Genomic DNA, 17,861 nt, shown 5'->3' on the forward strand with positions numbered 1-17,861 from the left:
GACTACATCCACTACTACAATCATCAGCGCATTAAGCTGAAACTAATGGGACTGAGCCCTGTGCAGTACAGAACTCAGTCCCTATTATCCTAGCCAATTAACCGTCCAACTTTACGGGGTCAGTTCAGCCGCGCCGGGCTTTTTTGTTTCGGGTGTGTCACGCCCCTTGACCCCTCCGGTTTCTGTTTCCCATAGTGGTCCAAATCACCACACGGGAAAGCATCATGACGCTTGCATCGCGCCTCAGGGCTGGGGAAATCATCTACTCGGGCTGGTCGAGCCTGACCGATCCACTGGTCATGGAAGCGCTCGCCCGCACGCCGCTCGATGCTGTCCTTCTCGACATGCAGCATGGTGCGCACGATACGGAGAGTATCGTGACGCTTATTGGCATCCTGCGTTCTGCCCAGAAACATGCGCTGGTGCGCGTTCCTGTCGGGCGCTTTGACATGGCGAGCCGTGCCCTGGATTTCGGTGCGGACGGGGTTATTGCGCCGATGATCAACAATGCCGGCGATGCCAGACTCTTTGCCAGGGCGATGAAATATCCGCCGCTCGGCGAGCGCTCATGGGGACAATTGCGCGGCCGCCCGGGCAGCTATGGCGCGGGCGGGTCGGGCGGCTACCTGCGCGAGGTCAATGAGGCGACGCTTGCCTTCGCCATGATCGAAACACGCGCCGCCTACGAGGCGCTCGACGATATATTGGCGGTTGACGGCATTGACGGCGTGTTTGTCGGCCCGTCCGATTTCTCCATCGCCTGGAGCAATGGGCAGGAGGTCGATGCGGGCTCCGAAGCCATCATCGAACCGCTGTCGGCGATTGCAGCCAAGGCCAGGGCTGCAGGCAAGCTCTGCGGCATCTATGGCGCAACCCCCGCGCTGGCGAAACGCTTCGCCGGGCTCGGCTACAGCTATATCCCGCTTTCCGTGGATACGGCGTACCTTACACTCGGCGTCCAGTCCTTGCTGGACGCGGTGAAGGCGTAGCGGCGGCGATAGTCTCTTCGTCTCTACAGCCGCGACAGGAACTGCGCAAAAACCATTGAGCCTTCCGGCCAGGGACCATGTCCACTTTCCGAGTTGAGATGGCCGGATTCGCCGGCATCGACGATCATTGATCCCCAGGCGGCGGCGAGATCATCCGCGACCTCATAGCTGCAATAATGATCATTGCGGCTGGCGACGACGATAGAGGGAAAGGTGAACGGCTCGCGCGGGTAGGGGCCGAATGTCATCAGGTGTTTTGGCCGGATCTTTGGATTCGATACATCCGGTGGTGTCACCAGAAATGCGCCTTTGACCTTGCCGCCGATCTCGGGAATGGCGTGGATGAAGGTCGGCACGCCGAGCGAATGGGCGACGACGACCACCGGGCGCTTCGCAGCGTTGATCGCTTTGACCACCTCGGCCACCCAGTCTTCGCGCACAGGTTTAGTCCACTCCGCCTGCTCGACCCTTCGGGCGGTGGAGAGCTTTGACTCCCAGCGCGTCTGCCAATGATCGGGGCCGGAATTGGTGTAACCTGGAACAATGAGGATATCTGCATCTTTGACTTTCATGCGCCCGTATTTAGGAAAAACGGGAAAGGTTCGCAATATGGGTATTGATGGCGGCATGCCTGACGAACTCTATGAGCGGGTGTATGCTAGGGTCCTGACCCTGGGTCTCCGCACCTTCGCCGTCACAGATATGCCGTAAGCGCGAACGACAGTGAACCGCTCCGGCAAAACTGCTTGCCGTCTTCGTCGTCGATACCGACGAAAAGGAGATTGTCCTTCCGATGAAGTAAGGTAAGGAGCATTGGCCGGGCCAAAAATCAGAACCCCGGCCTCGTTAGCTTGCTTTGAGGAGCCACCGACCATGCTCGATCTGCTTGTCTCACCACTTTTCCAGATTGTCGCACTGGGTGTTGCAGGCATCGTCGTTTGGCATTTGCAAGGGCGCAGTCGTCCGACCGCCCGCCTTCTGGTCCAGATTGCGTTCTTTTCCGCCATGACGGCAATATTGTTCGGAAGCGGTATCTCTCCTCTCAAGTTCGAGCCAATGAGAGAAGGCGGCGCGATGCTCATTGCAGCCAAGACGCTGTGGTGGGTACATCTGGCCTGGGCCACGATCGGTTTTGTCCGCATCTATATTGTCCTTGACGGCAGACCGCGCGAAGCCCGCGTGTTACAGGACCTGATCATCGCCGTAGTCTACCTTGCGGTTACGCTCTCGGTCCTCGCCTTCGTGTTTGACTTTGCAATTGGAACACTCCTCGCAACCTCCGGCGTCATCGCGATCATACTCGGTCTCGCCTTGCAGAGCACCCTGAACGATCTCTTTTCCGGATTGGCGCTCACATTGGGACGCCCGTATGGAATCGGTGACTGGATCATCCTGACCGACGGCACTGAAGGACGGGTGGTGGAGAGCACTTGGCGTTCAACCCATATCCTGACGCCGGCCAACAACATCGTGGTTTTGCCGAACAGCTTTCTGGCGAAGATCGGACTGACGAATATCAGCCGTCCTGACGAGACGCATCTGATGGTCCTGCCGCTGCGCGTGAAACCGACGCGCGCCCCGTCTTATGTCGCCGAGATGATGCGGCAAGCCATGATTGGGGCAAACAACATCGTTCACGATCCTGCTCCCGTTGTCGCGCTGAATGGCGTCGACGCCTTTGCTATGGACATCGAACTGCAATTCCGCGTCAGGCATCCTGCCGATAGAATTCCTGCCAGAAACGAGCTTATCGACTTGGTCTACCGCCAATGTATCGCGACGGGCATTTCTCTCGCCCTGCCGGCGTCGTCTTCCGTCCTTGTTGAAAACCTTCAAACTGATCATTCCTTACCGGACACGTTGCAGGAATTGTTGCAGTCCAACCCGATCTTTGCGGATCTTAAACAGGACGAACTGCATAAACTGGAAGTGTCGGCGAGATTGCGGCAGTACCGGCCCGGAGATATCTTTTTCGATGGGGCGGATAGTGCATCGAGCCTGATGATTGTCCGCTCGGGAGCTGCATCGGCACTCTGCGATGGCGCGGAAGTTCTACGGTTCGCACCGGGTGCCATATTCGGTCAGGTTGATGGGATCGTCCCCCAAGCCACCAAATACGAAGCTTTGACCGTGCTCGAAGCGTATGAGATTGACGGACCGACCTTGGTGCGACTGTTCAGAGATCATCCCGAAATCCAAGACAAACTTACCCGGCACCTTTCCGGCCTTGCGGGGAATGTGTCGGCGGCGGCTCAACATGCTCAAGGCGAGCATGCATCCATCCTCCGCACAGTCCGGAGTTTGTTACGTAAATGATTTGGGCCGGCGCTATCATCCAGTGTGGCTGGCGTCGCATGCACACCCGGTATGACCGCTGCGCTCGCACCTTTTCGTCTCAAGCATATGCACAGCGGCACCGCCATCTTCCGGCTCTGATTGGCGAGTCCTGACCCTCGCCGACGCAGCGGCTCTACCTCCCTTATGGGGGACTAGGTATCACATCGAGACGCAAACGCCTTCACTCTCCTATGCTCCCAATGCTAGCATCTTCTCGATTCCAATTTTGGAGACACGCATGACGATTCTGGTCACAGGCAGTTCCGGACATCTTGGTGAGGCGCTGGTCCGCTCCCTGCAGGAGCGGGGGCGCAAGGTTGCCGGGCTTGATATCATCGAGGGCCCGTTCACCACTCATGCCGGCTCGGTTGCGGATCGCGCCCATGTCAGAAAGAGCATGGAGGGCGTGACGACGGTCTTCCATGCGGCGACACTGCACAAACCGCACGTCGCCACGCATGCGCGGCAGGAGTTCATCGATACCAACATCACCGGCACCCTCAACCTCCTGGAAACCGCTGCGGCGGGGGAGGTCCAATCCTTCATTTATACCAGCACGACGAGCGTCTTTGGCGATGCGCTTGTGCCTCCGGATGACGCTCCCGCGGCGTGGATCACCGAGGATGTCACGCCGGTCCCGAAGAATATCTATGGCGTCACCAAAGCCGCGGCGGAGGACCTTTGCCAACTGTTCCACAGGAACCAGGGACTGGCCACGATGGTATTGCGGACCTCGCGGTTTTTTCCCGAAGAGGATGACAACGCGAACGTCCGCAACCAGTTTGCCGACCAAAACATCAAGTTGAACGAATTTCTGTACCGGCGGGCGGATATAGAAGACATCGTCAGCGCCCATCTTCTGGCTGCCGAAAAGGCTCCCGAACTCGGCTTCCGCCGCTATATCATCAGCGCGACCACGCCATTTACACGGGACGATCTGCGGGATCTGCACGAGGATGCCCCACGGGCGGTGGGGCGCCGGGTTCCCGAATACGCAGCCGAATTTGCGCGGCGCGGCTGGACAATGCTCCCGAGCATCGATCGCGTCTATATCAATGAGCGGGCGCGAACCGAGCTTGGATGGGAGCCAAAATATGATTTCAGTTATCTCATCGAACGACTGAAAGCTGGCGAGGATATGCGCAGTCCCTTGGCCCGCCTGATCGGATCAAGAGGCTATCATGACGAAAGCTTTTCCGAGGGGCCGTATCCGGTCGAGTAAGTGTCTCTACCTCCCTCACCATGAGGATGAACGACACCGCCACCAGAACGTAAACAATGTTCTCCAATTAGTTCACCATTTGTGAACAAGCTGTTCGCTCTGAGCGGGCTTGTTTCCGGCGTGGATAAAGCCGACCTTGTGAGTAACGAAACTGATATGTTGCGAAGGGGATACGCATGAAGCTCACACGCCGGGAAGTGGTTGGAGGTGCTGCCGCCCTTGCCGCAATGGCGGGAAATGCCCGCGCGGAGACAAAAATGGACAAGATTTCCCTTGCGGCGACGGCACCGACCCATGTGTCGAAGGTAGGCATCAAGGCCAAGGATGCCGATACGCTGTCGAAGTATTATCAGGATGTCGTCGGACTGCGCGAGATTTCGCGTAAGGGCCAGTCGGTCATTCTTGGTGCAGGTGCAACGCCGCTGCTCGAAATCGAGCAGGCATCAGCCATCCGCGCCGATGATCCCCACAGCGCCGGCCTTTATCACACCGCCTTCCTCCTGCCGGCTCGGGCAGACCTCGCCCGCTGGGCGCGGCGGGCAATCGACCGGCGGACGGCGATCACCGGCGCATCCGATCATCTCGTCAGCGAGGCAATCTATCTGACCGATCCGGAAGGCAACGGCATCGAGATCTATGCCGACCGTCCGCACGAGAGCTGGAAGTGGAATGGCGCTTTGGTGCAGATGGCAACCGAGGCGCTGGATGTCGGCAATCTCCTCGGCGAACCCGGCGGCGATGTTCCCTGGACCGCCGCGCCGGATGGCACCATGGTCGGTCACCTGCACCTGCGCGTCGGCAATGCAAAGGAAGCTGAAAGCTGGTGGCAGAACGAGCTCGGCTTGCAGACAGTTGCAGGGTATGGCGGCAGCGCCGTGTTCATGTCGACCGGCGGCTATCATCATCATGTCGCAGCCAATTCCTGGCAGAGCCGTGGCGCCGGCCGCCGCGACAACGACCGGTCCGGTCTCGCCTGGGCGGAATTCAGTTCAGCCGACGCCAAGGGCGAACGCGAGCTCGTCGACCCCTGGGGCAATGTAATCAGGATCGTACCGGCAAAGGGTTAGTTGCGGCTTACACAGTCTTTCGTGGCCTGCTGCTTCTCCAAGGATCATCGAGCGCCTCTCTCGCCATCATCCTCGGGCTTGACCCGAGGACCCACCTCACTGAGGGAGTTGAGCGTGTGAATCGGTCCTCGCGGGACAGGCCCGAGGATGACGGAGCTGTTGAGTCAAGACTGTGGAAGACGGAGAAGTCGGATGTGCAGGTGAGGGATGACGGATTGGTTCCGAAACCACCATTACGGCAAACCCGCCAGCCGCAACCCAAAAGAGGCACCGGAAAATTAACTAAACGCTCGTTCAATTAATTTTCCGGATTTTCGGCTTTTCACTGGCGGTTTTAGCCCGATTTGGAAAAAAACCGCTATTCCGATGCGCGACTTGTCCAAACCCAGACGATTCTCGTACAAGAATCGGCAATTCCCGTACTCGAACCCGCAGAAACGGCACCGTTTTCTCAACCAGCGGCTTTAATTCAGTTGTTGCCAGTTGCGCCAAACACGCGCTTGAAGATCGTATCGACGTGCTTGGTGTGATAGCCGAGGTCGAACTTTTCGCGGATTGTCTCTTCGGATAGCGCGGCCCGAACATCGGAGTCGGCAAGCAGTTCTTCCTGGAAATCCTTGCCGTGTTCCCAGACCTTCATGGCGTTGCGCTGCACGAGACGATAGGAATCCTCGCGGGAAACGCCGGCCTGAGTCAACGCCAGAAGTACGCGTTGCGAATGGATCAGCCCGCGGAACTTGTTCATGTTTTTCAACATGTTATCCGGATAGACCAACAGCTTTTCGATAACGCCCACCATGCGGGCAAGGGCGAAGTCGAGGGTGATCGTTGCGTCGGGGCCGATCATGCGTTCAACCGAAGAGTGTGAAATATCGCGTTCATGCCACAGCGCAACATTTTCCATCGCCGGCAGGGCGAAGGCGCGGACCATGCGGGCGAGGCCGGTCATGTTCTCCGTCAGCACCGGATTGCGCTTGTGCGGCATGGCCGACGAGCCCTTCTGGCCTGGCGAAAAATACTCCTCGGCTTCCAGAACTTCGGTCCGCTGCAGGTGTCGGATCTCCACGGAGAGCCGCTCGATCGACGAAGCGATAACACCGAGGGTTGCAAAGTACATGGCGTGACGGTCACGCGGAATCACCTGTGTCGAAACAGGTTCTGCCTGCATTCCCAATGCCTTGGCGACATGTTCTTCCACGCGGGGATCGATGTTGGCGAAGGTGCCGACGGCCCCGGAGATGGCGCAGGTTGCAATTTCCGCGCGCGCTGCAACGAGCCTGGTGCGACAGCGCTCGAACTCGGCATAAGCCTGTGCCAGCTTGACGCCGAACGTCGTCGGCTCGGCATGGATGCCATGACTGCGGCCGATGGTGACAGTGTCCTTGTGCTCGAAAGCACGTTTCTTGAGTGCGGCCAGAAGCTTGTCCAGATCGGCGAGGAGAATGTCGCTAGCGCGCATGAGCTGTACGTTGAAGCAGGTGTCGAGCACGTCGGACGAGGTCATGCCCTGATGCACGAAACGCGCGTCGGGTCCGACGATTTCCGCCAAATGTGTAAGAAAAGCAATGACATCGTGCTTGGTTTCACGCTCGATCTCGTCGATGCGATCGATGTCGAATGTGGCCGCGCCGCCCTTTTCCCAGATCGTTTTCGCCGCTTCCTTCGGAATGACGCCGAGCTCGGCCAGCGCGTCGCAGGCATGTGCTTCGATTTCGAACCAGATGCGGAATTTCGTTTCCGGGGACCAGATTGCGACCATTTCAGGCCGCGAATAGCGCGGGATCATATGTTTTCCTGTCGGCGGTGTATTGTGGGCTTGAGGGGGGTCTAGCAGACCGGAGCCAATCACTCAACGCTGCTTTTGAGCGCTTCGCGCCGATGCGGTGTTATCGGCGCTTCGTCACAGCCAGCCAGCGATGGTCCGGGCCTTCGAATCCCATTCCGCGGACCGCAATCATCACGGCGATCACCGGCTCGCCGCTCTCCGGGTAATAGGTCTGGACGGCACCGATACTGTAGCCTTGCGGGCAGCCACGGCTTGCGGGAGTGGCGGCATCCTCATGCAGCAACTCCGGTTTCGCATCCGGCTTGTCCTCAAGAAGCGTCAGGCGGAAGCCCTTGATTTCACCAATGTTTTGGCAAACATCACTAGCGGGAACAGCGATCTCTTCCAGTGCAACTGTCAGCGCCGGGTCGATAGCAGGAAAGACCGGTCGCGGATTGACCCTGACCTTGAACGGGTCGGCCGATAGCTCGGTCACCGGGTTCGCGGCGACGGTCATACCGGCGTTCGCCTGCAAATCCTCGTCCATCAGGGAGGTCACACCCTGCGCATCCCGCCCCGCCTTTTCGCGTGCGCTTTCCAGTGACGCGTTTTCATCGTCCAGCCTTACCCGAACGGGCGTTTTGGGCAGGAACTTGTCAGTCGTGGTGTCGATGTAGAACCGGTTGGCATAGGGAAAACCGGATCCATCCTGTACGCCATATTCCTCGAACGCAAACACCCCGCCATCCTTGGAAAAGCCAATGATATCAAGCTTCGCGGCGTCACCTGCCTGCGCAACCAACGGCCAAGAACCCATGATCAGGGCGAGCAAAGCGAGGCGGTGGTGGCGAAAAATCATCGTTATCCTTTTAAGCACGCATTACGGATCAGGTCTATGTTTGCCCGGTAAGCTGCCTCGGTCCCACCCCTGTAGACGGCGGAACCGGCGACGAGTGCATTGGCGCCAGCGGCAGTGGCCAGAGGAGCGGTTTCGGCGGTGACACCGCCATCGACTTCGAGGTCGATCGGTCGATCGCCAATCATCGCCTTGATTTTACGTATCTTTTCCTGCGTCTCGGCGATGAATTTTTGTCCACCAAAGCCGGGATTGACGGTCATGACGAGAATTAGATCAACGTCGTTAAGCACGTATTCGATGGCCGATTCTGGCGTCGCCGGATTGAGCGCGACGCCGGCCTTCTTGCCGAGGGCGCGAATGGCCTGCAGCGAGCGATGGAGATGTGGTCCCGCTTCCGCATGGATGGTGATGATGTCCGAACCGGCCTTGGCAAAGGCTTCAAGGTAAGGATCGCAAGGCGAAATCATGAGGTGGGTGTCGAAGATCGCGTCTGTCAGAGGACGGATCGACTTAACCACATCGGGGCCGAATGTGATGTTCGGAACGAAGTGCCCGTCCATAACGTCGATATGGATCCAGTCTGCGCCTGCCTGCAAAACAGTGGTGACTTCCGAGCCAAGCTTGGAAAAGTCCGAAGCGAGAATGGACGGGGCGATGACGAGCGGACGGCTCATAGAAGGATCTCCGGTAAGAATTTTGTGCGCCGGTTAACACGGGCGGCATTATCGTACAATCGAAAGCGTCAGAGCCGCGACCGCCAGACCGGATATGGATCATTGTCCGCTGGCACAGCAGCGTGGACACCGCGCGCAACAGCACGCGACATCGTCGATGCGGCAATCGCACAAAGATCAATGAATTCAGCAACTTCCGGTGTCCGGCCGCTGGCTCCCGTTGCCAGTGCAAACACAAGATCGCCATCGAAAGGGGTGTGGGAGGGCCAAATCGCGCGCGTAAAACCATCATGGGCGGCAATGGCGAGGCGTTTTGCCTGGGCCTTGGTCAGTATCAGGTCGGTGGCGATAACGCCGATCGTGGTGTTCCCTTCACGAGCCGCATCGTTGAATTTGGTCCGCACTTCGACAGCATCGGCAGGCAGCGGATGGGGCAGGCCAAGTCCGCCGAACTCATCGCCGATTTCAAACGGCGCTGCCCAGAAATGTTTGCTTTTTCCGACTGTTACGGAGCCGAGCGCATTGACAGCGACAAGAGCGCCGATGGTCGTGCCACTTTCGAGGAATGATGAGGCTGAGCCGAGGCCGCCTTTCAATCCGGCGGCCGTCGCGCCGGTGCCCGCGCCAACGGTCCCGATTTTGAAGTCACGCGATGCGACCTGCACGGCGTCATAACCAAGCTCGCGATAGGGCGGATACCGGCCCCATTCCTTGTCGCCGCCATTGAGCATGTCGAAGAGAATGGCGGCGGGAACGATGGGAATACGGTGTGTGCCGACCTCAAAGCCAATGCCCATTTCACGCAAGGCGGCCTGAGCGCCTGAAGCGGCGTCGAGCCCGAACGCCGATCCACCGGACAATACCAGCGCGTTGATCGCCTCGACGGTGTTGTGTGGCTGCAGCAGATCGGTCTCGCGCGTGCCAGGTGCACCGCCGAGCACCTTGACCGCGGCGGTTGCGGGACTATCGCACAGAATGACCGTGGTGCCGGATTTGACTTTGTTGTCCGAAGCATTACCGACGCTCAGGCCGTCGACGTCGGTGATGAGGTTGCGTGGGCCGGACTTGATTGTCATCAATTGATCTCCAGCACGAACTGGCTGCCATCATATTTCTGCAGACGATATGTGTCGGCGACACGTTCGCCAGTGGTATTGAACTGTATCGATCCGAGTGCCGTATCGAAGACATTCTTGCGGAGCAGTTCCGATAACGATCCCGCCTGCGACTGGGCCATGGTTAGGACCTGAATCGCTACTTCTACGGCCGCATAGGCCGGGAGAGTATAGCCTTCTGGCACTTTACCCGCGAGCTCGATGGCGTTCTTGGCATTGCGCGCGCTTTCAAGCAGTTGTGGTTCGCGCGGCGCAATCATCAGTGTTCCGATGGCAAGCCCATTCCCGGTGGCATTCAGTGCTTCGCCGCTGGCGATGACAAGCGGATAGCCAAGCGCCACCGCGCTTCGTCCAATGGCGGCAACGTCGTCGCGCTCGCCGCCGACAAACACCTGGGTGGCGTCAGCGCGTTTCAGGCGACCGACAAGCGCGTTCTGGTTGTCCAGGCCGGGCCGATACGTGTCGGCAAATACTGGTTTCAAGCCTTTTTCCTCGAGACGGGCCCGTACGCCAGACGCAAGCTCGCGGCCGAAGATTGTGCCATCATCGATGATGGCGAAGGGCACGGAACGCCAGCGTTCAGCAAGTATATCACCCGTTTCCTCTGCTTCGTTGCGATCTGACGGCGCAATCCTGAAAACCGGATAAGGCTGCTCGGTACGCAGTTCCGTCAGGGTTCGCGACCGGATGGCGGGGGTGATGACGGGAATGCCCTTCTGGCTAAGAATGGGGAGGGCGGCCTCAAGCGATTCCGTACAGAGAAAGCCCACGACGATCATGACATTGGCCTGCACCATCTGCGTTGCGGCCGCCGCGCCGCCGGCGGCGTCACACTTGTCGTCGGCTGATACGATCGAGATGGTCTGACCATTCTTGTTTGTCGCGACAGCAATGGTCGCACCGTCGAGCAATTGAGTACCGAGGCGCGCAAAGGAGCCGGAAAGCGGCGCAATAACGCCAATCTTGTCTTCCGCATATGCGACACTGCAGAACAACAGGCAGAGGCCAAACGTTGCGGTGCGTATCATGGGATTCATTGCGAAAATGCCGTTTCCTCTTGAATGGTAAGCGCTTACACGTTTTCGGTAACCGTTTCCTTCATTCTGTGCAATGCAACCCTATATAAAAGGAAACATATCGGAAAAAAATAATCTGGCCCTATGGTTACGGCGTGCGTTGAGATAGTGATGCTTTGTTTAACGGAAACAGAATTGTGCTTATTGCCAACGATCAGAAAATAGAGCCGCTCGCGTTTCGCAATGCCATGAGTCATTTTGCCGAGGCGGTCCATATCATCACCACGGACGGTCCCGCGGGCCGCCGCGGCGTGACGATTTCGGCAGTATGCTCGGTTTCCGATAACCCGGCGACGATGCTCGTCTGCCTCAACCGCAGCCACGAATTCAATCATCTCTTCATCGAGAATCAGGTTTTTGCACTTAACACGCTGTCGATTGGCCAGCAGGCCCTTTCGGAGGCGTTTTCCGGCAAGGGCGAGCTCTCTCAGCAAGACCGGTTTGCGATGGGGCGTTGGCAAACGCTGCAAACCGGTGCTCCCGTGCTGATGGACGCGCTGGCGAGTTTCGATTGCCGCATCATTGCGACGCATGAAGTTGCCACGCACTATGTGATCTATGGCAAGGTGACGGCACTCAATATGGGCAAGCGCCGCCGGTCATTGATTTATCTCAACCGCTCCTATCACGGCTCAGGGGATTAGCACCGGAGGCAGTATGGCCGCTAAAACCGTTCCTTCATTGCCGCAGTCGATTGAGGATACGCTGGCGCTGCTTGAAGGCGGCGGCTATGTGGCTGATCGTGCGCTGGCTACGGTGCTTTTCCTGAGCCTGCGCATGAAACGTCCGCTCTTTCTCGAAGGTGAGGCGGGTGTCGGCAAGACCGAGATTGCCAAGGTGCTTGCCACAACGCTGGACCGGCCGTTGATCCGCCTGCAGTGCTATGAAGGGCTGGACGTCTCGTCGGCTGTCTATGAGTGGAACTATGCGGCGCAGATGATCGAGATCCGCCTGGATGAAGCCAGCGGCAAGGTCGACAAGCGTGCGATTGAACGCAACGTTTTCTCCGAGAAATTCCTGATCCGCAGGCCTGTCCTCCAAGCGCTTTCCGGTGAGCCGGGCAAGGCGCCCGTCTTCCTGATCGACGAATTGGATCGCACCGATGAAGCCTTCGAGGCCTTCTTGCTCGAAGTGTTGTCGGATTTTCAGGTTACTGTTCCCGAACTTGGCACCATTCGTGCTGCGGAGCCGCCGCTTGTCATCATCACGACCAATCGCACGCGCGAAATTCACGACGCGCTGAAACGCCGATGCCTCTATCATTGGGTCGACTATCCCTCTGCCGAGCGGGAACTCGAGATCGTTAGGCGCAAGGTGCCCGCTGCCAATGAACGGCTTTCCGACGAAATTGTCCGCTATGTACAGAAACTGCGTGATATCGACCTGTTCAAGTTGCCGGGCGTTGCCGAAACCATCGACTGGGCTGGAGCTTTGACCGAGATGGACAAGCTGGCGCTCGATCCGGAAACGGTCTCCGACACGATCGGTGTGCTGCTTAAATACCAGGACGATATCGCCAGGATCGCCGGTGGCGAGGGACGGCGTATCCTTGATGAGGTCAAGGCGGAGCTGAACGCGGCGTGACATGGAAACATTCACTTCATCGCCAAAGGTAGCGCGCTCGGACAGTCGCCTTGCCGACAATATCGTCTATTTTGCCAGGACTCTGCGCAAAGCCGGATTACGGGTTGGCCCGGCCTCGGTCAGGGATGCGATCGAGGCCGTCCTGGCAGGGGGTATCGGCTCGCGCGACGATTTCTACTGGTCGTTGCACAGCGTCCTCGTCACGCGGCACGAAGACCACGCAACATTCGACGAGGCATTCCGGCTTTATTGGCGCTCCCGCGAACTGATCGAGAAGATGCTTGCCATGTTCTCGCCTGTGGCAACGGCCAGCCAGAGGCCGAAATCGAGAGCTGCCGAGGCCCGCGTGGCTGAAGCTTTGTTCAAGGCCAGTTCGCGCAATGAACCAGGTGAACGCCCGCCGGAAATCGATCTCGATGCGCGTTTCACCTTTTCTGAGAGGGAAGTACTCCGCACCAAAGACTTCGCCCAGATGTCAGCTGACGAACTCAGCCAGGCGCGCCGGGCCATGGATGAATTGAGGCTCCCGGCCGACAAGGTCGAGACGAGGCGCTTCCGCAGCGATCCAAAGGGAGCACGCATCGATCCGCGAGCAATGATGCGTGCGAGCCTGCGGACAGGCGGCGACCTCATCCTGCCGAAGTTCCGCTCGCGCCGTGAAGTGCATCCGCCGCTGGTCGTCCTTGCGGATATTTCCGGCTCCATGAGCCAGTATACCCGGATTTTCCTGCACTTCATGCATGCCATGATGGCCAAGCGGCGGCGTGTCCAGTGTTTCGTCTTTGGCACGCGGCTCAGCAACATCACGCGACCTTTGCGCTCTCGCGACCCAGACGATGCGATCGCCCATTGTGCGAGCATCGTGCAGGATTGGTCGGGCGGCACCCGCATCGGCGAGACGCTGCGAGAATTCAACCGGCATTGGTCGCGGCGGGTGCTCGGCCAGGGCGCAGTGGTGCTGTTGATTACGGATGGATTGGAACGCGACGATACCAGTCGTCTTGAAGCGGAAATGGAGCGATTGTCCAAGTCCTGCCGGCGGTTGATCTGGCTCAATCCCCTTCTGCGGTTTGAAGGCTTTGAGCCGCGTGCACGCGGGGTACGAGCTATGCTGCCCTATGTCGACGATTTCCGGGCTGTGCACAATCTTGATGCGCTGGACGATCTGTGCCGGGCGCTTAGCCGTCCAAGCGACAACAACGACGATCCAATACGCTGGTTGCAGCGAGCCCCTTTTCACGAGCGTGGGGCGCACCCATATTAGGTCGCGAACTCGCTATAGGATCGAAATGGCGCCTGAAACGGCAAAAAGATGCGAGGAGAGATGCGAAGGGCGGGGTCTTATCCCCCGGCCGAGCAGCTCGACACTGCAGCTTGCAGCCGGTTCGGCGTCCGCAGGATATGGTCTTTTCGCCCGGCCACTGTGTCGCAAAGGCTTGAAAATGGATAAACATTTCCATCGCCTCTGCTCCTCGTATCCGAACGAAAAGCCTCATACCATTTCGACCCTGTAGCGAGTTTACGACCTAAGCCCGGAGGTACAGCGATGACACTGCAAACTACCCCTGAAAAGCTCGACCCGCTGATGATCGCCGAAGGCTGGATGGCCGAGGGTCGCGATGTGGCGATTGCTACCGTCGTGGAAACCTGGGGTTCGGCCCCGCGTCCGGCCGGAAGCCATCTGGTAATCGACGAGGCCGGCAACTTCGAAGGATCGGTCTCCGGCGGCTGTGTCGAAGGTGCGGTGATTGCCGAGGCCATGGATGTGATCAAGCAAGGTCAACCGCGCATGCTGGAATTCGGCATCGCGGATGAAACGGCCTGGCAGGTCGGACTGTCCTGTGGCGGCCGGATCAAAGTTTATGTGGAACGGTTGGGCTGAGCGTGGATCCTTATTGCCTCAAGAAACTCAATCAAGAACGGCGTGCCCGGCGCGCCGCGTTGTTGCTGACTGATCTTGGTGACGGGCGTGACAGGGTGATCAAGGAAGGCGATCCGGTTGCCGGGCCGCTCGGGATTGCGATCAACCAGGCTTTCTTGTCCGGCGGATCGACGGTCGCAGAGATCGATGGCCGCTCCTTTTTTCTCAACGTTCACCTGCCGCCGCCGCGCCTTGTGGTGATCGGCGCGGTGCATATCAGCCAGGCATTGGCTTCGATGGCGAAAATCGCTGGTTACGACATGGAAATCATAGACCCGCGGACGGCGTTTGCGACACCGGAGCGCTTTCCTGACGTCAGCCTCTTTGCCGAGTGGCCGCAGGACATTCTCCAAACACGTCCGCTCGATCCTTACACTGCGGTTGCCGCCGTGACACATGATCCGAAGATCGATGACCTGCCGCTGGAGCGCGCCGTGAACGCAGGATGCTTCTACGTTGGCGCGTTGGGAAGCCGCAAGACACACGCAAAACGCGTCGACCGGTTGAAGTCGCTGGGTCTGAGTGACGAGCAGATAGGCTCCATCCATTCGCCAATCGGCCTTGATATTGGAGCGGCGAGCCCCGCCGAGATTGCTGTTGCGATTATGGGTGAAGTCATCAAGGCGTTCCGCGCGCGGGGCCTGCGGACTGCATTGCAATTGGAAAAGACAGCATGATTTTCGGCGAAACCCCTCTTGCGGATGCGCTTGGCGCAATTCTCGCCCATTCGACGCATGCGGGCGATTTGAAGCTGAAGAAGGGCCATGTGCTCACGGAAAGCGATATCCGGCAGCTTCGCGAAGCGGGGGTGAGCAAAGTTATCGCTGCCCGCTTGCAGGAAGCTGATATCGAAGAAAACACCGCCGCTCTTAAAATCGCCGAAGCGCTGCAATGGTTCGGTGTACGTGCCGGGCCTGCTTCGACTGGCCGGGTCAATTGTTATGCGGAGGCTTCGGGTCTCTTCACGGTGGATGCCGATCTCATCAACACCATCAACTCAGTCGATCCGTCAGTGACCATTGCCACGTTGAAGACCTATGAACGGGTCGAACAGGAGCAGATGGCGGCGACCATCAAGATCATCCCATTTGCCGTCCCGACTGCCATACTCGACAAGATATGTGAACTCGCCCGCGGTCGCCAAGCATTCGGAGTACACAGCTTTGCCGGTTCGCGCATTGGCTTGATCCAGACGACGTTGCCTTCTGTGAAGCCGACCGTGCTCGACAAGACAAGACGTGTGACCGAGGCGCGGATTGCGGCGAACCATGGGGTCTTGACGTCTGAGTTGCGCCCGGCACATCAAGGCGATGCCCTTGCGGCCGCGATCCGCGAACAGCAAAAGTCAAACGATATCGTCATCGTCTTCGGAGCGTCCGCTGTTGTCGACCAAGACGATATTGTGCCTGCTGCGATCCGGGAAGCGGGTGGCACCGTTCATCATGTTGGCATGCCGGTCGACCCGGGAAACTTGCTCGTTCTGGGTGAACTCGATGGAAAGCCGGTGATCGGCGCGCCCGGATGCGCGCGCAGTCCCAAGGAAAATGGCTTCGATTGGATTCTCGAACGGCTGATGGCGGAGGTGCCGGTTACCAAGGCCGACATTGTCGGCCTGGGCGTGGGCGGGTTGCTGATGGAGATTCCGACGCGTCCGCAACCGCGCGATCCGCGTCAACCGGTCACCAGATCTGATGTCGCGATTGCAGTGCTTGCGGCGGGCCAGTCGACGCGCATGAACGGACCGAACAAGTTGCTCGCAACGTTCGACGATGTTCCCCTGATCCGGCGTTCGGCGATGATTGCGATCGCGGCGGGCGGCGATCCCGTAATCGCCGTGCTTGGCCATATGGCGGAACAGTGCAGTGCCGCACTCGACGGCCTCAGTGTCGTCATCGCACTCAACAAGGATTTTGCCAGTGGACTTGCCTCATCGCTGCAAACCGCAATCAGGAATGTGCCACCGTCGGCTGATGGCGTCATGATGCTGCTGGCTGATATGCCCGCGCTCACCGCAGTAGACCTCAAATCCATGATCAGGCAGTTTCAAGATGCTGGAGGGCAGTCGGTGGTCAGGGCCACGTATAAGGGCAAGCGCGGCAATCCGGTGCTGTTGCCGCGCCTCCTGTTCGACGAGGTATTTACGCTTGCCGGCGATGTCGGAGCGCGGCATTTGATCGAACGCGGCGATATCCCGGTGATCGATGTTGAACTTGGCGAAGCCGCGGCTATTGATGTGGATACGCCTGACATGTTGAATCGCGCGGGCGGAACAATCACCGAGACAATCCGGTAAGGAATTGCATTTGATCAGGACATTCTTTCTAGGCGCGCTTGCTCTTGTTTGCCTCGTGAGCGCTGCCTCGGCTTTGCAGCTTGAACCCTACAAGGACGATCTGTTCGGCTATACGGGAGTTCTGAAAACCGGCGATGGTGGCGACTATGTTGTCGTGGACTATAACGAGATGCGGGACATCAATGGCCGCGATCAGGTGCCTGAACGCCGGGTGAAACAGAATTATGTTTCACTTCAGCCGAAACGTTCTCAACAGGACCTTATTGTCACCACAGACTACGGACCTGTGAAAGTCATGGCAACGGGTAAGCTCGATGGCGGTGCTTCGGTCATTACCATCTATCTTCACGGGCAGGGCGGCAATCGCCAACAGGGAATGAATGATTTCACTTTCGGCGGCAATTTCAATCGCCTCAAGAACCTGATGGTTCGCAATGACGGGCTCTATTTGAGCCCAGATTTCACCAATTTCGGTGAAAAGGGGGAGGCGGAAGTTGCAGGCTTGATCAGCCATTTCAAATCGCAATCGCCCCAGGCCAGGGTTTTCGTCGCTTGCGGGTCGATGGGGGGCTCTTTGTGCTGGCGGCTTGCGCAAGATACTCGGGCGGCCAAGAACATTTCTGGTCTGATCATTCTCGGTTCGCTATGGGACGATCATTTCATTGGATCGCCGTCTTTCAAACGCCGCATACCGGTCTTCTTCGGCCATGGCAGTCGCGATCCGGTCTTTGGCGTGGACAAGCAGGAAGCATTCTACCGGGAGATCCGGGGATCGGCGAAAGGATATCCGGTGCGCTTTCATCGTTTCGAGAACGGCAATCACGGTACGCCAATCCGCATGACCGACTGGCGCACCACCCTGAACTGGATGCTATCGGTCGCGCCGTGAAGCGTTCAAACGGGTTGTTGCAATAAAGTCCCATTGTGGCCGTTGTGCCACTAGACAATTAGCCAAAAGC

Annotated in this window: 18 protein-coding genes and 1 pseudogene; 13 read left to right on the top strand and 6 right to left on the bottom strand. The window is 58.4% G+C overall.

The features are described 5' to 3' along the window. Together CU102_RS25720 and CU102_RS25725 are read left to right on the top strand one after the other, a co-directional pair. On the top strand, window positions 1–93 hold a 93-nt coding region (locus tag CU102_RS25720; protein WP_146146475.1), incomplete at its 5' end, for an IS3 family transposase. 131 nt (window positions 94–224) lie between these two features. Further along, complete coding sequence (locus tag CU102_RS25725) at window positions 225–989, top strand: HpcH/HpaI aldolase family protein (RefSeq protein ID WP_106713920.1); 765 nt, start codon at window positions 225–227, stop codon at window positions 987–989. Window positions 990–1,012: 23 nt separating this feature from the next. Here CU102_RS25725 and CU102_RS25730 read toward each other — a convergent pair whose 3' ends face one another. Further along, complete coding sequence (locus CU102_RS25730; protein WP_106713921.1) at window positions 1,013–1,561, bottom strand: RBBP9/YdeN family alpha/beta hydrolase; 549 nt, start codon at window positions 1,559–1,561, stop codon at window positions 1,013–1,015. Between the two features lie 126 nt (window positions 1,562–1,687). Between CU102_RS25730 and CU102_RS30660 the strand changes: the two are divergent. From CU102_RS30660 to CU102_RS25750, 4 genes and pseudogenes are all read left to right on the top strand, one after another. Continuing rightward, a pseudogene (locus CU102_RS30660) lies at window positions 1,688–1,791 on the top strand (cupin domain-containing protein); the annotation flags it as partial. A 71-nt stretch (window positions 1,792–1,862) separates the two neighbouring features. After that, a complete protein-coding gene (locus CU102_RS25740; RefSeq protein WP_106713922.1) occupies window positions 1,863–3,305 on the top strand; it encodes a mechanosensitive ion channel domain-containing protein in 1,443 nt (480 codons plus the stop codon). Between the two features lie 259 nt (window positions 3,306–3,564). Beyond that, complete coding sequence (locus CU102_RS25745) at window positions 3,565–4,548, top strand: NAD-dependent epimerase/dehydratase family protein (RefSeq protein WP_106713923.1); 984 nt, start codon at window positions 3,565–3,567, stop codon at window positions 4,546–4,548. Window positions 4,549–4,724: 176 nt separating this feature from the next. After that, window positions 4,725–5,615, top strand: a complete 891-nt coding sequence (locus tag CU102_RS25750; protein ID WP_106713924.1) for a VOC family protein — start codon at window positions 4,725–4,727, stop codon at window positions 5,613–5,615. Window positions 5,616–6,084: 469 nt separating this feature from the next. On the opposite strand, the gene purB is transcribed toward CU102_RS25750, so the two are convergent. The 5 genes from purB to CU102_RS25775 all read right to left on the bottom strand — a co-directional run bounded on the left by purB (window position 6,085) and on the right by CU102_RS25775 (window position 11,065). Next, window positions 6,085–7,401, bottom strand: a complete 1,317-nt coding sequence (purB, locus tag CU102_RS25755; RefSeq protein WP_106713925.1) for an adenylosuccinate lyase — start codon at window positions 7,399–7,401, stop codon at window positions 6,085–6,087. A 100-nt stretch (window positions 7,402–7,501) separates the two neighbouring features. After that, on the bottom strand, window positions 7,502–8,239 hold the full coding sequence (locus CU102_RS25760) for a DUF2259 domain-containing protein (RefSeq protein ID WP_106713926.1): 738 nt from the start codon (window positions 8,237–8,239) through the stop codon (window positions 7,502–7,504). A 2-nt stretch (window positions 8,240–8,241) separates the two neighbouring features. Beyond that, window positions 8,242–8,913, bottom strand: coding sequence for a ribulose-phosphate 3-epimerase (gene rpe, locus CU102_RS25765; RefSeq protein WP_106713927.1), 672 nt, complete (start codon window positions 8,911–8,913; stop codon window positions 8,242–8,244). Window positions 8,914–8,981: 68 nt separating this feature from the next. Next, window positions 8,982–9,989, bottom strand: a complete 1,008-nt coding sequence (locus CU102_RS25770) for a P1 family peptidase (protein ID WP_106713928.1) — start codon at window positions 9,987–9,989, stop codon at window positions 8,982–8,984. Further along, the gene (locus CU102_RS25775; protein WP_245425562.1) at window positions 9,989–11,065 is read right to left on the bottom strand and encodes a branched-chain amino acid ABC transporter substrate-binding protein; all 1,077 of its coding nucleotides are present in this window, start codon (window positions 11,063–11,065) and stop codon (window positions 9,989–9,991) included. The genes CU102_RS25770 and CU102_RS25775 overlap by 1 nt, the downstream gene beginning before the upstream one ends. Before the next feature lie 176 nt (window positions 11,066–11,241). Here CU102_RS25775 and CU102_RS25780 point away from each other — a divergent pair, with 176 nt between their 5' ends. The 7 genes from CU102_RS25780 (at window position 11,242) to CU102_RS25815 (ending at window position 17,791) form a co-directional block, all read left to right on the top strand. Further along, a complete protein-coding gene (locus CU102_RS25780; RefSeq protein WP_106713929.1) occupies window positions 11,242–11,748 on the top strand; it encodes a flavin reductase in 507 nt (168 codons plus the stop codon). A gap of 13 nt (window positions 11,749–11,761) precedes the next feature. Further along, window positions 11,762–12,688 carry an AAA family ATPase gene (locus CU102_RS25785; RefSeq protein ID WP_106713930.1) on the top strand — a complete coding sequence of 309 codons (927 nt, stop codon included), beginning with the start codon at window positions 11,762–11,764 and terminating at the stop codon, window positions 12,686–12,688. A gap of 1 nt (window position 12,689) precedes the next feature. Beyond that, window positions 12,690–13,952, top strand: a complete 1,263-nt coding sequence (locus CU102_RS25790) for a vWA domain-containing protein (RefSeq protein WP_106713931.1) — start codon at window positions 12,690–12,692, stop codon at window positions 13,950–13,952. 282 nt (window positions 13,953–14,234) lie between these two features. After that, window positions 14,235–14,570, top strand: a complete 336-nt coding sequence (locus CU102_RS25800) for an XdhC family protein (RefSeq protein WP_106713932.1) — start codon at window positions 14,235–14,237, stop codon at window positions 14,568–14,570. A 2-nt stretch (window positions 14,571–14,572) separates the two neighbouring features. Further along, window positions 14,573–15,286: an XdhC family protein gene (locus CU102_RS25805; RefSeq protein ID WP_106713933.1), complete on the top strand. Its 714-nt coding sequence runs from the start codon at window positions 14,573–14,575 to the stop codon at window positions 15,284–15,286. Beyond that, on the top strand, window positions 15,283–16,902 hold the full coding sequence (locus CU102_RS25810; RefSeq protein ID WP_106713934.1) for an NTP transferase domain-containing protein: 1,620 nt from the start codon (window positions 15,283–15,285) through the stop codon (window positions 16,900–16,902). Before CU102_RS25805 ends, CU102_RS25810 begins: the two co-directional genes overlap by 4 nt. Window positions 16,903–16,912: 10 nt before the next feature. Further along, window positions 16,913–17,791: an alpha/beta hydrolase gene (locus CU102_RS25815; RefSeq protein WP_245425563.1), complete on the top strand. Its 879-nt coding sequence runs from the start codon at window positions 16,913–16,915 to the stop codon at window positions 17,789–17,791. Window positions 17,792–17,861: the final 70 nt, after the last annotated feature.

The sequence above is a fragment of the Phyllobacterium brassicacearum genome (assembly GCF_003010955.1).
Classification (GTDB): domain Bacteria; phylum Pseudomonadota; class Alphaproteobacteria; order Rhizobiales; family Rhizobiaceae; genus Phyllobacterium; species Phyllobacterium brassicacearum.

What these genes read in the sequence shown, in the direction of transcription:
- CU102_RS25785 (WP_106713930.1), top strand. Translation starts at nt 11,762, where the DNA reads ATGGCCGCTAAAACCGTTCCTTCATTGCCGCAGTCGATTGAGGATACG.
- CU102_RS25750 (WP_106713924.1), top strand. Translation starts at nt 4,725, where the DNA reads ATGAAGCTCACACGCCGGGAAGTGGTTGGAGGTGCTGCCGCCCTTGCC.
- purB (WP_106713925.1), bottom strand. Translation starts at nt 7,401, where the DNA reads ATGATCCCGCGCTATTCGCGGCCTGAAATGGTCGCAATCTGGTCCCCG.
- rpe (WP_106713927.1), bottom strand. Translation starts at nt 8,913, where the DNA reads ATGAGCCGTCCGCTCGTCATCGCCCCGTCCATTCTCGCTTCGGACTTT.
- CU102_RS25810 (WP_106713934.1), top strand. Translation starts at nt 15,283, where the DNA reads ATGATTTTCGGCGAAACCCCTCTTGCGGATGCGCTTGGCGCAATTCTC.
- CU102_RS25775 (WP_245425562.1), bottom strand. Translation starts at nt 11,065, where the DNA reads ATGAATCCCATGATACGCACCGCAACGTTTGGCCTCTGCCTGTTGTTC.
- CU102_RS25790 (WP_106713931.1), top strand. Translation starts at nt 12,690, where the DNA reads ATGGAAACATTCACTTCATCGCCAAAGGTAGCGCGCTCGGACAGTCGC.
- CU102_RS25745 (WP_106713923.1), top strand. Translation starts at nt 3,565, where the DNA reads ATGACGATTCTGGTCACAGGCAGTTCCGGACATCTTGGTGAGGCGCTG.
- CU102_RS25740 (WP_106713922.1), top strand. Translation starts at nt 1,863, where the DNA reads ATGCTCGATCTGCTTGTCTCACCACTTTTCCAGATTGTCGCACTGGGT.
- CU102_RS25770 (WP_106713928.1), bottom strand. Translation starts at nt 9,989, where the DNA reads ATGACAATCAAGTCCGGCCCACGCAACCTCATCACCGACGTCGACGGC.
- CU102_RS25725 (WP_106713920.1), top strand. Translation starts at nt 225, where the DNA reads ATGACGCTTGCATCGCGCCTCAGGGCTGGGGAAATCATCTACTCGGGC.
- CU102_RS25730 (WP_106713921.1), bottom strand. Translation starts at nt 1,561, where the DNA reads ATGAAAGTCAAAGATGCAGATATCCTCATTGTTCCAGGTTACACCAAT.
- CU102_RS25800 (WP_106713932.1), top strand. Translation starts at nt 14,235, where the DNA reads ATGACACTGCAAACTACCCCTGAAAAGCTCGACCCGCTGATGATCGCC.
- CU102_RS25760 (WP_106713926.1), bottom strand. Translation starts at nt 8,239, where the DNA reads ATGATTTTTCGCCACCACCGCCTCGCTTTGCTCGCCCTGATCATGGGT.